Origin of the sequence: Actinoplanes sp. DH11, assembly GCF_020873875.1 — a bacterium.
Taxonomy (GTDB): Bacteria; Actinomycetota; Actinomycetes; order Mycobacteriales; family Micromonosporaceae; genus Actinoplanes.
Genome location: NZ_JAHWGU010000003.1, coordinates 37,228 through 53,152, shown reverse-complemented (window position 1 = coordinate 53,152; position 15,925 = coordinate 37,228). Strand labels below are relative to the sequence as shown.

Below are 15,925 nucleotides of genomic sequence, written 5' to 3'. Positions count from 1 at the left end.
GCCTCGGGCCGCTGATCCTCCGGGATCCGGCATCCGGGACACCGCCGCGAGGAATCCAGCTACGAGGAGTACGCATGAGCATCGCCGTTGACACGATCGCGCCCGCAGACTCGTCCACGAGCACCGACCGGGCCAGCGAACTGATCAACGCGATGGCCGCGCTGCCCGCCGCAGACCCCCGGCGCGCGCAGCTGCGCGGCCGGGCGATCGAGGCGTGGCTCCCGCTGGCCCGGCACCTCGCCAACCGCTACGCCAACCGAGGCGAACCCCGCGACGACCTCCACCAGGTCGCCGTGATGGGCCTGATCAAGGCCACCGACCGCTTCGAGGCCGACCGCGGCGTCGACTTCGCCGGCTTCGCCATCCCGACCATCGTCGGTGAACTCAAGCGCCACTTCCGCGACAAGACCTGGTCGGTGCGGGTCCCGCGGCGGCTGCAGGAACTGCGGCTGGCGATCACCGGCGCCAACAACACCCTCAGCCACACCCTCGGCCGCTCCCCCACGGTCGCCGACATCGCCGAGCACCTGGGCATCAGCGAGGACGAGGTCGTCGAAGGCCTGGAAGGCGCCCGCGCCTACAACTCCACCAGCCTGTCCACGCCGATCAGCGAAGGCGGCACCGAACTCGGTGAGACTCTCGGCGGCGAGGACGACGGCTACACGCAGGCCGAGACCCGCGTGACCCTCGGACCGGCCCTGGCGAGCCTCGACGAGCGGGAACAGAAGATCATCACCCTGCGCTTCTACGGCAACCAGACCCAGGCCCAGATCGCCGAGCAGGTCGGCATCTCGCAGATGCACGTCTCGCGGCTGCTCACACGCGCCCTGGCGAAGCTGCGCGGCCAGCTCGACGGCGCAGCAGCCTGACGGTTCCTGTCATCGCTCACGTCGGCCGGCAGCCCGGCGTGAGCGCGGTGTGGGCCGGGTCGATGGAAGCAGCATGCGCGATCAGCCGCTTCGATCATGAGAACACCGGAACGCGAGCCCGATAGAATAAAACATATGCGACAGTTCGGGCGCGGTCCGACGATCAGCACCCTCTCCTTCGGCACCAAGCTGGCGGGCGGCTTCGCACTGACCCTGGCACTGACATTGATCATGGCCGGCACCGCGGTCGCCGCTCTGACCTTGGTCGTGCGGAGCAACAACACGGCAGTCACCGCGGCCACCGACAGCCTGCTGGCGGCCCAGCGGCTGAGCACCGCGATGGAAAGCCGGGCCTCCAGCGCCCGGGGATACCTGATCACCGGCAAGCAGGCCGACCTGCAGCGCACCCAGCAGGACCGCGAGGCGTTCCTCGACCAGGCAGCCCGGCTGCGCGGCAGCCTCGCCGAGCAGACAGCCCGGCAACTGCTCGATGACGCCTCCGCGGCCGAGGCGAAGTACACCGCGAGACTGGCACCAAGACTGCGCGCACGACAGACGATGCGTGACCTCACGCAGGTCAGCCGACTACTCACCCCCGAGTTGCTCGCCGCCCGCCACGCCGTCCAGGACGCCAACCTGGCGCTGGTCAACTGGGTACGCGCCGACGTCGAGGCCGATCGCGATCGTGCCGCCACACGCGCCAACCAGGCCATCACCGCCGTCACCGTGCTGGGCGTGCTCGCGCTCGTCTGCGGCGCGCTGATCGCCCGGCGCCTCAACCGGGCACTGCGCCGGCAGATCGGCGCCGCCGTCGGCCACATCCAGGGTTCCTCGACACAACTGCAGGCGGCGGCCGCCCAGCAGGCCGCAGGTGGCCGCGATCAGGCCACCGCACTCAACGAGATCACCACGACCATCAACCAGCTGCTGATCACCTCCCGGCAGATCGCCGACGGCGCCCACCTGGTCTCCAAGACCGCCGCGGACACCGAAGCCGCCGCCCACCACGGCGACGCCGTCATCGAACAGACCCGTGCCTCCATCGCGACCATCCGCACCCAGGTCGATCAGATCGTGCAGCACATGATCGAACTCGGTGAAAGATCTCAGCGCATCGGGTCGGTCGTGCGGCTGGTGGCGGAACTGGCCGAGCAGACCAACATCCTGGCCATCAACGCCAGCATCGAGGCCGTCGGCGCGGGCGAGCACGGCCGCCGATTCGCGGTCGTCGCCGAGGAGATCCGCAAACTCGCCGACCGTACCGCCGTCTCCGCCAAGGAGATCCGCGCACTCGTCGACGAAATCCGTGGCGCGGTCAACACCACCGTCGTCGTCACCGAGACCGGCGCACGAGCCGTCGACGCAGGCACCCGCAACTTCGATGACGCCACCGCCGCGTTCCGCACGATCGCCCGGCTCGTGACCACCACCAACGACGCCACCCGCGAGATCGAACTGTCCACCAAACAGCAGAGCATCGCCGTCGAACAGGTCAACATCGCCGCCTCCGACACCGCCCGGGTATCGCGCGAAGGGGAAACCAGCGCGACACAGACCAAACAGACCGCGGCCCATCTGGCCGTCCTCTCCGCGGACCTGCTGGACCTGGTCGGGACCGGGCGTACCGGCACGCCCACCTGACCGGCCGCCCGCACCGCCGGCCCGGCACCGCCCCAAGCCGGTCCCGCCACAAAGCTCCCCCGCACGACCATGGAACGCGGGCTCCCGCAAGTCGACCGGTCAGGCCGAGTGCTCTGCCGGACAGTCAGTTGAGGCGCTGAAACACGACTCTTCGTTGACGGTCATCGATCACTGTCGGCATGCTGGCGACACTACTGGTCGTGACCACAGCCCTACTTAATGCCAACGTGACTGATCGTCGTCTGCGGCTGATCGGCATCACCGGCATGGGCGCACCGAACCTGGTCTGTTCGCGCGTGGGTCGTCCACGCCCCGACGGCGCATGCCGTGAAACGAAAGGTCACCCATGTCGAGGGACGGTTCTCTGCCGAGTTACGAACTGCTGTTCGGTGAGCTGGACCTACGTCCGGCGGACGAAGCCCGCACGGTCTACTCCCCCGCCGCCTACCTGGCTGACCTGCTGCGGTTGCTGGAGGACAACGTCGATGGAGCCTCGTTGCTCGACCGGCGCGCGGACATTCGTGACATCCCACTGGACGCGGAGAACACCCTTACCGAACGCCCCTACCTGGACATCGTCAACGAGATCCTGGAAAGGTTGGTCGGCCCCGACCCGTACGAACGGTTGCGGACCATGCGTTTCCCGTTCGACAAGCCGTTCTCCTTGGCCGATGAGCGGCTGCGCCGGTACCTGGTGCGCCTCGGCGTGGACCCGGTCGAGCTGTACCGGTGCTTCGCCGCGCCGGCTGACCCGGACGTGGTCGCGCGTGAGCAATTGGGTCTGACGCCCGAGCAAGTGGACGAAATCATCGTGCCGCGACCGGCCGAGGCCGACGTGCGGGCCGCCTACGGCTTGGCCGACGCGGAGTCGCCGACTGTTCTCGAGCAGCTCGATCGTTTCCAGCGGGCCACCGGCCTCACCGCCGATGACGTGCGAGAACTGCTGTTCCAGCGCCTTACTCCCGGGCAGCCGGGCGCCGCCGGGTTCTTCGTGCACGGCGGCGCCCCGGTGGGCCTGGACGCCGAGGGGACAAGCCTGGTCGCGAACGGTGCCGCGGTGCCGCTGGACTGGTTCGACCGGGTGAGCCGGTTCGTCCGGTTGGCCCGGTGCACCGGGTTCGGCCTGACCGACCTCGACCTCGTGCTGCGGACCTGCTGCGCCAATCACCTGGACGCCCGGGCGATACGGACGCTGGCCGTGGTGCGATGGCTACGTGACCGGTTCGACCTGCCGGTCGATGTGGTGTGCAGCCTGGCGGCGCCGATGGACACTACTGGCATCGTCGCCGCGCGCACATCGCCGGACCTGTTCGGCCGGACGTTCATCGGCGCTCTGCCGGAGGGCGTCGACGCTCCGCTGGTCTGGGCTTGGCCGGGCGAGGCGCCGGCCGGGCACGCGGAGCTGACCTGCGTCGGTGACCTGCTCGCGCCGGCCAACCGGGAGTTTCGCCGCCGGGTGTCCAGCGCGCTGGCGCTGGCCGAGGCCGACCTGATCACCACCGTCGAACGGCTACGCGAGCATTACGGGCGCACGCCTGCGCAGCCGAGCCCGTTCGACGGCGGCGAGGTCGGGCTCGGCGCGTTGTCGCTGCTGCACCGGGTGAGTCGGTTGACCACGGCGTTGGGCATCTCGGTGAACGAGCTGTTCGACCTGTTGGAGGTCCTCGATCAAGATCCGTCGCTGTGGCGGCGGAGCACGTTCGAGATCCTGCTGGACACCGGCGCCATCGTGCGTGACAGCCATCGCATCCTGGACGCGCCCGATCCCGCCTCGGGCCTGTGGCTGGCGCAGACACTGACCGCCGTCGTGGACTGGCTGCGCGGCAGCGGGCTAGGCACGGACGACCTGATCGACGTGCTCCCCGGCCGGGCCACCGGTCCAGCGCTGGAGCGGGAGAAGGAGCAGGCAGCCGTACTGGCCGCGCTTGGGGCGCAGGTGGACGAGGTCTCGCTCACCCCTGAGCTGTTCGTCTCCGCCCGGTTCGGCGACCGCGCCGCGCGGGTCGTGCACGAGGTGCTCACCTCGTACGAAGGGGTGGTCGCCGACGCCGACGACCGGCTGTTGCGGCTGGACGCCGAGGCGGTCGCACTCGCCGCCTACGACGCGGTCACCGAGCTGGGCGCCGTAGGTGCGGAGGACTTCCTCGGCCTGGGCCTGGACGAGCGACTGGCCACGAAAATCTTCACCAATCTGGTTCTGGCCGGGTATCTGAGCGCCGACGGCACCCTGGACGAGGCGGTGCTGGCCGCCGAACCACCCCTGGCGCGCGACTTCGCGCCGCAGCGCGACCAGCTCCGCGACCTGATGCAGTCTCTGGTGCTGAACGCGGACGGCGGTACCGCGTTTCTCTATCCCTCCGACCTGGAGGCACTGCCCGGACTGGACCCGCGGGCCCGCGACGAGCTGTACGACAACCTGATCCACCACGGCTACCTCGAGCCGAGTGGCGACATCGTGGGCGACATCGCGGAGCTCGTCGTCGACGCCGGGTTGGACGACGTCACGGCGGCGGTGCTGACGTCGTTGCACGAGCGGGTCACCGCCTTCGCCGGCCTTCCATTGCAGGTCGGTCCGGACACGTTCGCCGGATTGCCGCTGGACGAGGGCCGGATCGCCGAACTGCTGGCCGGCCTGCGGTTCAACGGCTATCTCGACGAGTCCGGGATCTACCGCGACAAACAGGCCGTGGCCGCGCTCGACATCGACGAGCTGACCATCTCCCTCGACTTCTTCGCCTACCGCGCGGACATCCTCACCGCCATGCAACAGCAGATCGCCACGGTACGGGCCCAGCGGTGCACGTTCACCGCGGAGGACTTCCGGCCGATCGCCGACGCCGCGGTCGCCGCCCGCGTGGTCGCCGTGCTGGACGGCCCGTACACCGAACGGGCTTTGATCCGGCCACAGACCAAGGCCCAGCTCGGTCAGCCGGAGCAGCTGCCGCCGTTGCCCGGGAGCTGGCTCGCCGCCGAGCGGGCCGTCATCGTCGCCCAGCTTGCCGTGATCGCCCGCGACGAGCGGCCGTACGTGCTCGATCCCGAGGCCCTGGCCGGTCTCGGCCTGGACGCCGGCGAGCGGGACGGGTTCATCCGGCTCCTGGTCGAGGCCGGTGACCTGGAGGAGTGGCTGACCGTCCCGCGGGAACGCGTCGCCTATTTCGCCACGGCCGGCAATGAGCTGGGCTTCGCCATCACCGGCCTGGGCGACTACGGCCGCGACGTGTTCTCGCTGCTGCACGGGATCGCGCGGGAAATCGCCGCCGGCACCGCCGAGATCACCGCCACGCTGCAACACCGCGCGCAGGAGCAGTCGGCCGCGCTGCTCGACGTGCTGCGTGACGCGCTCGGCGTACCCACCGCGGTTGTCGAGGCCCTCGCCGGGACCGTGGTGGGCGATGTCAACGACGCCGTGCAGGCCCTGCTGGGCGGGCCGACGGCCGAGGCGGCGCGTACCTACCGGCGCATCCGCGGTTTCGCGCGGCTGGCGGCGAAACTCGACCTGGACGCCGCCGAGACGGCGGTCGCCTTCCGCGACCAGGACCTGGCCGGCAAGTTCCCGGAGCCGCTGACGCTCCCGCCGGGGAACGCGTCGATCGACGCCGTGCTGTCCAGCGCCGACGGCAACACCTACCTTTTCACCGAGCTGGGCTGGTTCCGGTACGCCGCGGGCAGCCCCACCCCGGTGGATGAGCTGCCCGCCGCGTACACCGAACTTTCCCCCGCCCTTGCCCCGCTCGACCGGGTGGACGCCGCCTTCACCCGCCCGGACGGCACCGAGTGGCTGGTCGGCCGGGACGACACGGGCACCGCCCGCACCTTCGTGCGGCGCCCGGGCAGCACCCGGTGGATCCCGGCCGAACAGGTGTGGGGCGCGGTCCGTAACGCGTTCACCGTTCCGTCGCGCATCGACGCGGCGTACGTGGACGCCGACGAGCGGACCTACTTGTTCGTCGGGGACCAGTACGTCCGCTACTCCGGCGCCGATCGCGAGTTCGTCGACGAGGGCTTTCCCCGGCCGGTGAACGAGTGGTGGGCCGGCACCGCCGACCTGCCCGCGCCGTTCACCACCGCGATCGACGCCGCTTTCTGCGATCAGGACGGCAGGGTCCACCTGTTCTCCGGCGACCGCACGATTACGGTCGGCCGCTCCGGCGACATCGAGAGCGGACCCCGCCCGACCGCCGACGTGTGGGGACGCACCCCGGAGGCGATCGGCGACCGGATCGACGCCGCCTGGACCGACGGCTCGGCCACCTACCTGCTCGCCGGGGACTTGGTCGTGCGGCACTGCGACGGCGTGGAGAACAACGGGCTGCGCACCGACGACGGCTATCCCCGCCGGCTCGGGTCGCAGTTGCCCGGCCTGCCCGCCGGATTCGATCGCGACCTGGACGCGGTCATGCTCGGCGCGGACGGCGTGCGGCATCTGTTCCGTGGCGACCGGACGGTCGCGCTGACCCGCGACGCCGAGCCGGTGCCCACCGCGCAACGCTGGGGCCGGCTGGGACCGGCGTTGCCCGGCGGCCGCGTCGACGCCGGGTTCACCGGCCTGGACGGGCGCACCTACCTGTTCAGCGGCAGCCGCTACCTGCGGTACTCGGGTGCCGACTACGCGCTGGCCGACCTCGGCTACCCTCGCTTGATCACCGGCGACTGGGGCGGGCTGCGCACGGTGCGCGCGTCGTTCGTGCTGGACGGCCGGACCTACCTCGTCGGCGTCGCCGGCGATCTGTTCGCCATCCCGGCCAGCTGGAAGGCCACTCTGGACAGCGGCCGGCTGTCGCCGTTGCTGCGCCGCCGGTTCGCCGAGCACGGCGTGTCGTTCCCGGCGGACGCCCGGGTCGAACCAGGCACTGGGTCGATGTGGGGTCTGACCGACGAACAGGGTGCCCGTTTCACCGTACGGCTCGGCCCGGACCGGCTCACCGTGTCCAGTGCTGACGATCGCCCCTACTACGTGCGCTACTCGACCCGGGACTACAGCGTGCCGGACTCCGGCTACCCGCGCCCGCTCAGCGACGACTGGTGGAATCTGCCGGCCGGGCTCGGCACCGGGCTTGCCGAGGTCGACGCGGTGCTGACCGGGCGCGACGGATTGACGTACCTGTTCAGCGGCACGACGTTCGTGGTGTTCGACGGCCGCCGGCGCTGGTGGTCCGAACCGCGTACCCTGCGGCAGCACTGGGACAGCATCCCGTTCGACCGGGTCGACGCGGCCTTCCTGGGCCGTGACGGGCGCACGTACGTGTTCTCCGGCGACCGCTTCGTCCGCTACTCCACCGCCGATTACACCCGCGTCGACGACCGCTACCCGGCTGGCACCGCCACGCTGTGGGGACACGTGCCGAACAACCTGGCCCGGACCGGCCGGGTGGACGCCACGCTGGTCATGGAGGCAGTGGAAACCGTCGACCGGGTGGAGGTCACCCGTGTCTACACCTACCTGTTCTCCGGCGACCAGTACGTGCGGTACGAGGGCCGGGACTACACCACCGTGCAGGACGGCTACCCCCGGCCGCTCTCCGCGCTGCCCGATGAGCCGCGCCTGGGCAAGCTACCGGTAACGCTCACCCGGGTCGACGCGGCGTTCGCCGACCGCGGCACCGTGCACCTGATCGAGGGTTCCCGCCGACACGCCGTTTCCGACCGGCTCTACCGGCAGTACACCGGTCACAGCGACGTCCGGTGTGCCTTCCTCGAGGACGGGACGCTGCTGGTGGAGGGGGTCACCGGGTGGCGCCGGGTCAGCGCGGTGGAGGCGAAGGTCCCGGACTCCGCGCCGGCCCGTCCCCGGCTGCTGCGCGACGTCCCGACCGGCTACATGACCGGCTTGGACGCCGCGCTGACCGCACCGGACGGCGCCGCCTACCTGTTCAAGGGCGCCGGATGCTACGACGTGCGGCTGCGCCGGGAGTACCCGATCGCCGACACCTGGGGCCGGCCGCGCGACACCATCAGCCTCGACGGCGTGGTGGACGCGGTCCTGGTCGGCCGGGATGCCACGACGTACGTGTTCAGCGGCGACCAGTTCGTGACGTACTCCGGGCAGAGCTATCCGACCCGGGAGGCCGGCGGCGCACCGCGGCCGGTCGCGGAGCACTTCCCCGGAATCACCGCGGTGGCGTTGGCCTACGTCTACCAGCAGACGACCTACCTGTTCGAGCCGGCCGACGCGGACGGCCGGATGCGGTACCTCACCTACTCCGGCGCGGACTACTCCAAGCCGGACGGGGCGCCCGGCATCGCCGACGCATCGTTCTTCGGCGCCGCGCCGGGATTCGGGCCACCCGCCGCTGTCCTGGTGATCGACGAAACCATGCTGCTGCTGCGCGGTGAGCGGTTCGTCCGGCGGACCGGGATGTCCGGAGCGTGGTCCGCGCCGCAACCGCTGGACCTGTTGTGGCGCGGTTACGGCACACTCGCCCAACCGGGCGAGGTGCTGCGGACCGCGTTCATCGCCCGCGACGGCAGCGCGCACGTCTTCTTCGGCGAGCGCTACGCCACGTACGACGGCCGATCTTTCGGCGATCCGGCCGAGGTGCGCACGGCGTGGGGGATGCCCGCCTTCGCCCGCGTCGACGCCGCTGTCGTGGACCCGGAAACCGGCGCCGCGTATGTGTTCTGCGGCGAGCGCTACGCCCGCTACAGCGGCACCGACTACCGCGACGCCGACCCGGGGTATCCCCGCCTGATCGCGGCGAACCTGCGTACCGAGGAGCCGTTCCGTAACCTGCCCGAGTCCTTCGAGGACACTGCGGCGGCGCGCGGGGTGGACGCGGTGGTGGCCGGCGGACGCCACATGTACCTGTTCGCCGGCGACGGCTGCCAGGTCGTCTCCCGGTCGGCCTACGCGACCGATGAGGTGGCCACGCTGGGTCGGGCCCGCAACACCGTCACCGACACCGGCAAGGTCGACGCGGCGCTGGTGGCCGGCACGGCCACGTTCCTGTTCTCCGGCGATCAGTACGTCCGCTACAGCGGCACCGGTTACGCGCTCGTCGATGACGGCTACCCGCGCACCATCGAGTCCGCGCCGGCCGGCGAGTTCGGCGCGGTGAGCGGCGCCGACCTGCCGGTGCCGTTCCGCAACGGCATCGACGCCGCGTTCCGCGACGCCGCTGGCGGTGTCCACCTGTTCCACGGCGCCGACTACCTGCGCGCCGACGTGCGGCCGGCCGACCCGCGCCCGGCTGCCGAACTGTGGGGCCGGGTGCGTAACGAGTTCGCACCGGCCGGGACACCGATCGACGCCGCCTTCGTCGCCCCCGGCGGGGAGCTGTACATCTTCCGGGGCGGCCAGTTCGCCCGTTACAGCGGAAACGATCTGACCTACGCCGACCCGGGCCACCCCCGCACGATCCGCGACGACTGGGGCGATCTGCCCGCCGCGTTCGAGGACGGCATCGACGGCGCGTTCCGTCTGGGGCAGGCCACCTATCTGGTCAAGGGCGCCGAGTACGTCCGATACTCGGCCGGCAGGTACACCGCCGTCGACCGCACCTTCCCGCAGCCGATCGCCCACCGATTCGCCGACGCCGGCGATTACCGGCTCAGCGACGTGCACACCATCTCCCGATTCGCTCGGCTCGCACACCGCACCGGTGACGGCAGCCTCTCGGCCGTGCTGGCCGACGACCCCGCCGTGCCGGACCCCTACCAGCGGCTCAGCGAGCTGTTCGGATGGCCTGCCGAGGACATCCGGTGGGCGAAGCGGCACGGCGGTTTCCTGCCTGCGGCGCCCGGCGAGGAGGAGCGTTTCGACCTGGAGCTGGTGCTGCGCCTGGTGCAGCAGTTCTCCTTCGCCGCCCGGTTCGGCACCGGACCGGCTCGCCTGCACACCGATGTCTGGTCGCCGGTGCACAGCGCGGCCGGCGGGCCGCAGCGGGCCGCAGCGCTGGAGCGTGCAGCGCGCGCCCTGCACGGCATGCTCGCCGAGACCCTGTCCGCGGCAGACCTGAGCGTGCTCACCGACCAACTGCACGACGACGTGGCCGCGCTGCGCCGCGACGCGCTGGCCTCGGCGGTGCTCGCCCCGGTCGCCGACCCACTGCCCGGCACCCTCTTCGAGCGGTTGCTCATCGACGTGGACATGGGCGCGCAGGGCCGCACCTCGCGAGTCCGGGAGGCGATCGCGGCCGTCCAGTTGCACCTGCACCGCTACCTGCTCGATCTGGAGCCGGCCGCCGCACCGGCGGGCTACGACGACGAGGCCCGGCAGCGGGTCAAGCGGTGGTGGGCATGGATGCGCAACTACCGCACGTGGCAGGCGAACCGCAAAGTCTTCCTCTACCCGGAGAACTACCTGCGGCCGGAGCTGCGCGATTCCAAGACGCCCGCGTTCCGGCAGCTGGAGAACGATCTGCTCCAGGCCGGCGTGACCGCGCCGGCCGCGCAGGCGGCGTACAAACGCTATCTGGACGAATACACCGAGGTGTCCCGGCTCGCCATCGCCGGTGGCTACGTCTACGCCCCTCGCGACGCCGCCGAGGGCAGCCGGTCACTGGTCCTGTTCGGACGAACCCGGACCAGCCCTCGCCGCTACTACTACCGGGACGCGACCTTCCGCGACGGTGACCGGCTGTCGGCCACCTGGGGACCCTGGCTCAACGTCGAGGTGCAGATCGACGCCGAGAAGGTGTACCCGGTGCACGCGTTCGACCGGGTCTTCGTGTTCTGGGCGACGATCGAGACGGTCACCCCGGAAGCGACAGGCTCCACCACCATCATCGCCAAGCAGACCGGTGACACCCAACAGGTCAGCACCCCCGACGTGCAGCAGAACGTCAAAATCTACTTCTCGTTCCGCAACCTGAACCAGGAATGGGTGCCGGCCCAGATCCTCGCCACCGGCGCGCCGCGCCCGGACGGGCTGGGCAACGTCGCCCTGTCCGTGCGCTCCGGCCCGCTACCCGGTCAGTCGGGCGAGCACCAGGCGATCGTCGTCACCTACACCGCGGCCACCGGGGCCGGCGAGCTCACCGGGGCCGCCTTCGCACTCACCCCGGAGCTGTACACCGTCGCAGTCGAGGGCATACCGACCGAGCCGGCCCGCACCGGCGACCTCGGTCTCATCCTCGACGAGCCGGGCGACATCGACCCGTTCGGCGTCGTCTGGTTCAGCTCGCCCGCGTCGTTCACCGAGGGAGCCTGGTTCAGCGTCGACCACAAGGGTGGCAGCTTCCTGTGCCGCCCGGTCGTCCCGGCCCCGGCCGAGCAACCCACACCGGCGCCGATCCGGGGCAGCGCCGAGACCTTGCCCGCCTGGGACCGCATCGACGCGGCCGTCGAACTGCCCGACGGGTCCCGTTACTTCTTCGACAACACCGTCGGGAAGTACGTGCTGATCCGCACCGGGCGCAGCCGCTCCGGGCCCAGCTCATCCATCTCCGCCCGGTGGGGCCGCACCGGGCGTCCGATCACCCGCAGCGGCGTCGTGGACGCCGCTCTGACCCGCGGTGATCAGATCTTCGTCTTCTCCGGCAGCCAGTACCTGCGCTACTCCAACGGTCTCACCGCGCCGGCCGACGCCGGATACCCGAAAGAGTTGCCGATCAACACCGAACGCCTGCCGCGCTGGTCGAAGGTGGACCACGCCTACACCGGCGCGCAGGGCGTCGAGTACTTCTTCTCGGCCGAGCTGAAGGGCTGGGTGAGTTCGGCCGATCTGCATACCCTGCGCCCGGTCGACCGCGGGTGGGAGGCCAGCGCCCTGCCGGAGGCCGACCGCGTGGCGTTGCTGACGCGTTTCGCGGGCGGGCTGCTCGGCAAGTGGGGCGCGGCGTTCCTGGAAGCCGCCGTCAAAGCCGGCAACGCCCGGCCCGGCAAGGGAAGTCTCGAAGAACCGCCGCAGGTCGACCTGCTCGCCCGCTGGTGGTCGGTCGACGCCGGGTACGTCGACGGCAACCACCTCTATCTGACCAGCGGCACCGAGTACGTCCGGTACACCCTCGGCGCCGACGGCGGCATCCCTGACCTGATCGACGAGGGTTACCCCCGGGCGCTGCCGCGGCCGCTGGACGCCGTCTTCCAGCAAGGCGGGCGCCGATACGCTCTCAGCGGCGACGCCTACGCGGTCGTGCCGCCCGCCGGGCTCGCGGGGCTCGGCGACTTCGCCCGCACCGCCGGCCGCTGGGGCGACCTGCCGGACGGGATCACCGGCGCCCTCGAGACGACCGCCGACCTGTTCCTGTTCATCGACACGACCTATGTCACCTATCCGCGATCGGCGGCGGTGACCCGGCCGTACGAGTTCGCCGCCCTGCAGCACGAGGTCATCCGCCTCACCACCAGCACCGCGTACAAGCTGAATCAGCGGTTGCTCGCCGGTGGGGTGGCGGCGCTGCTGGACACCGGCACGCAGGAAACCGACGAGCTGCCGGCGTTCAGCACCGGCAGCTCCGACGCGACGACGGTGCGGGTCCGTGCGGACCGGGTCAACCCGGCCTGGCTGCCCGGCCGTGACCACCTCGACTTCCAGAGCGCCAACGGCATCTACTACTGGGAGATCTTCTTTCATGCCCCGCTGCTCATCGCGCAGGCGCTCAACGCGGCGCAGCGATTCGAGGACGCGCGCGTCTGGTACGAGTACGTCTTCGACCCGACCCGGCCCGGCCGCTACTGGCGCTTCCTGCCCTTCCTCGCCGTGGACCCGGCCGCGCTCGCCGACGACATCTCCGGCGCGCTGACCGACCTGCGGAGAATCGGCGCCGACACCGACGCCCTGCACCGGCAACTGGACCCGGTTCTGGAGACGCTGCGGTCGGTGGCGCCGGTGTTCCACGGCGTACGGGAACTGACCGCAGCCGACCGCCGGTCCCTGGCCGGGGTCGCCGCCGTGACGGTGACGGCGCCGCCCGGGCTGCCGTCCCCCGGCGACCTCACCCCACTGCGGGAGGCTTTGGCCGTGGCGAAGGAACTGCAGCGCCAGTACGACCTGATGGGTGACCGTGGCCGGCTGCTGGACGCCTACCGCAACGACCCCTTCGACCCGCACGCCATCGCCGAGCTCCGCCCGGCCGCCTACCGCCGGGCCACCGTCATGGGCTACATCGACAACCTGCTCGACTGGGGCGACCTGCTGTTCCGCCAGTACACCCCGGAGAGCATCGACGAGGCACGGATGCTCTACATCCTCGCCCACGATCTGCTCGGCGTACGCCCGGACATGCCCGCAGCCGCAGCCCCGACACCCGCCCGCAGCTACCGTGAGCTCGACGCCCGGGCCGAACCGGCCGGTGCCCGGGCCGAGCTGACCGCGGGCGGCGCCATGCTCGACGGTGCGGGAGCGGTGCACAGCACCGTCGCCGACACCTACTTCCAGGTTCCGGGCAACTCGGCGCTCGGTGCCTACTGGGATCTGGTCGAGGACCGGCTCCGCAAGATCCGGCTGTCCTTGGACATCATGGGGATCAGCCGTCCGGTGCCGTTGTTCGCCCCACCCGTGGACCCGGGTGACCTGGTCCGCAGCGTCGCCTCCGGCGCCGGGGTGGAGTCCGCCCTGCGCGGCGGCACCGTGCCCGTGCCGCACCACCGGTTCCCGGTCGTGTTCCGCCGCGCCCAGGAACTGGCCGACCGGCTGCGCCAGTTCGGGCAGGACCTGCTGGGCGCCCTCGACCGGCGCGACACCGAGCAGCTCATCCTGTTGCAGACCCGGCAGGAGTCGGAGATCCTCGCGCTCACCCGCGGTGCCCGGCAGGCGCAGGTCGGCGCGGCCGAGGCGAACCTCCGATCGGCGCGGGCCGCCCGGGACGCCGCCGGCGCGCGGATCGCCCACTACCAGAAGTTGCTCGATGACGGGCTGTCGCCGCTGCAGCTCGCCCAGCTCACCACCATGGCGGCGGCCTCCACCGCGCACCTGGTCTCCAGCGGCCTCAAGATCTACGCCTCGGTCGCCCACGCGACCCCACAGGTGCTGGTGGGCCCGTTCATCCTCGGCACCGAGTACGGCGGAAAACAGGTCGGCGACTCGCTGGAGAACGCCGCCGAGATCGCCGAGTCGCTGGGCGAAGGGCTCAGTGTCATGGGCGAACTGCTGGGCGTCCGATCCGATCAGGAGCAGGCCCAGCAGGACTGGCAGTTCCAGCTCGACATGGCACGCAACGACCTCGCCCAACTGGAGCCGGAGGTCGCCGCCGCCGAGCACCAGCTCACCGCCGTGCGGGGCGAACTGGACATCCTGCGGCAGCAGATCGCCCACCAGGACCAGGTCGCCGCGTTCCTGCGGGACAAGTTCAGTGGCGCCGAGCTCTACCAGTGGACCGCGGCCCGGCTCGGTGCCCTCTACTTCGAGGCGTACGGGCTGGCCGAGGAGACCGCCCGCAGCGCCGAGCGGGCGTTCCACTTCGAACGCGGCGTGCCGCAGAGCACCGTGGCGTATGTCAAGGCGGCGTACTGGGAGAGCCGGCGCAACGGCCTGCTCGCCGGCGAAAGCCTCACCCTCGACCTGGACAAGCTGGGCAAGGCGTACGCGGACAGCCACAGCCGGGACCTGGAGATCACCAAACGGGTGTCGCTGCGAGACCTCGACGCGGTGGCCCTGTTACGGCTGCGCACCGAAGGAGTGTGCGAGTTCACGCTTCGCGAGGAACTCTTCGACCGGGACTTCCCCGGCCACTTCCGGCGCCAGCTCCGCACCATCGCGGTCACCTTCACCGGCACGGAAGGCACGGTAGTCCCACTCAGCGCCGTGCTGACCCAGACCGGCCACAAGACTGTGCTGGCCGCCGATCCCCGCGCGGTCAAGCACCTGCTCGATCCGCGCGGTGAGCCGCCGCCCACGGTGCGCTTCGACTGGCGCGCCGACCAGCAGATCGCCCTATCCGACGTGCCGGAGGGTTACGACAACAACGGCCTGTTCGAGACGCGCTTCGACGACGACCGGTACCTGCCGTTCGAGGGCACCGGCGCCGTCTCCAGCTGGCGGCTGGAACTGACCGGCCGGCGGCCGGCGCAGCAGCCCGGTGATGTCGCGCTGACCGTGCGGTACACGGCCGCCAACGGCGGCGAGACCTTTACCGGCGCGGTGCGGGGCATGCTCAAGCCGTACCCGGCGGCCCGCTACCTCGACGTCGCCGCCGACTTCCCGTACGACTGGGAACAGCTCCTCACCGGTGAGAGCCGGCGGTTGCGGCTGCCGCTGACCGAGCACGACTTCCCGGCCATGACCGGGCGGCAGATCAACGGCATCCACGCCGCCTACTCCTACGACCCGGGCCGGGCCGGCGGGGCCAGGCTACTGATCAACGGCAACCGCAACTTGCCGCTGGCCGACGGCCGTCTGCTGAGCACACCGGGCCTTACCCTGCCCGCCGACGGCACCGGGCTGGACCTGGTGCTGGACGGCGATCCCGCGGGGCTGACCGGTCTCGTCCTCATCATCAACTACCGAGCCACCGCCTGAGCGCGGACGATCCGGA

At 71.0% G+C, this 15,925-nt stretch carries 3 protein-coding genes; all 3 read left to right on the top strand.

What is annotated here, in order from left to right:
- Positions 1 to 74 precede the first annotated feature (74 nt).
- The gene (locus tag LPA41_RS05255) at positions 75 to 869 is read left to right on the top strand and encodes an RNA polymerase sigma factor SigF (protein ID WP_229068783.1); all 795 of its coding nucleotides are present in this window, start codon (positions 75 to 77) and stop codon (positions 867 to 869) included.
- A 96-nt stretch (positions 870 to 965) separates the two neighbouring features.
- Positions 966 to 2,510, top strand: coding sequence for a methyl-accepting chemotaxis protein (locus LPA41_RS05250; protein WP_229068782.1), 1,545 nt, complete (start codon positions 966 to 968; stop codon positions 2,508 to 2,510).
- 346 nt (positions 2,511 to 2,856) lie between these two features.
- Entirely contained in the window at positions 2,857 to 15,909 is a 13,053-nt protein-coding gene (locus LPA41_RS05245; RefSeq protein ID WP_229068781.1) for a hemopexin repeat-containing protein, read from the top strand.
- Positions 15,910 to 15,925 lie beyond the last annotated feature (16 nt).

What these genes read in the sequence shown, in the direction of transcription:
- LPA41_RS05255 (WP_229068783.1), top strand. Translation starts at nt 75, where the DNA reads ATGAGCATCGCCGTTGACACGATCGCGCCCGCAGACTCGTCCACGAGC.
- LPA41_RS05245 (WP_229068781.1), top strand. Translation starts at nt 2,857, where the DNA reads ATGTCGAGGGACGGTTCTCTGCCGAGTTACGAACTGCTGTTCGGTGAG.
- LPA41_RS05250 (WP_229068782.1), top strand. Translation starts at nt 966, where the DNA reads ATGAGAACACCGGAACGCGAGCCCGATAGAATAAAACATATGCGACAG.